General features: G+C 70.8%; 1 protein-coding gene. It reads left to right on the forward strand.

Annotation, left to right across the window (positions count from 1 at the left end; all coding sequences use genetic code 11):
• The coding region (locus KDH83_RS31995) for a hypothetical protein (RefSeq protein WP_212323224.1) at window positions 1-370 on the forward strand (370 nt) is incomplete at both ends.

A 370-nucleotide genomic window follows, 5' to 3' on the forward strand; every position in this document is an offset into this window, starting at 1 on the left:
CCTCCGTGGGCCTGATGACCGTGGCCGCCACCCAGGACATCGACGCGTCCCGCGCTACGCTGCATGGCGGCGGCCTGGACCTGTCCGCCGCCAAGCTGCGCAATCCGGGCGGCAAGATCACGTCCTCGGGCGACGCGAGCATCAAGCTTGGAGGCGAGCTGGACAACACCAGCGGCACCATCGCCGCGGCCGGCAACGCCCGCATCGACGCCACGCGCCTGGGCAACCGCGACGGCACCGTGGCCGGCGGCAACCTGACCATCACTACCAGCGGCGCCATCGACAACCAGCGCGGCCTGCTGCAAGCGGATAACACGCTGACCCTGACGGCGGCCAGCCTGGACAACAGCAACACGCTGACCCCGAGCGG

It is taken from the genome of Achromobacter sp. Marseille-Q0513 (genome assembly GCF_018195695.1).
Classification (GTDB): Bacteria; Pseudomonadota; Gammaproteobacteria; order Burkholderiales; family Burkholderiaceae_B; genus Achromobacter.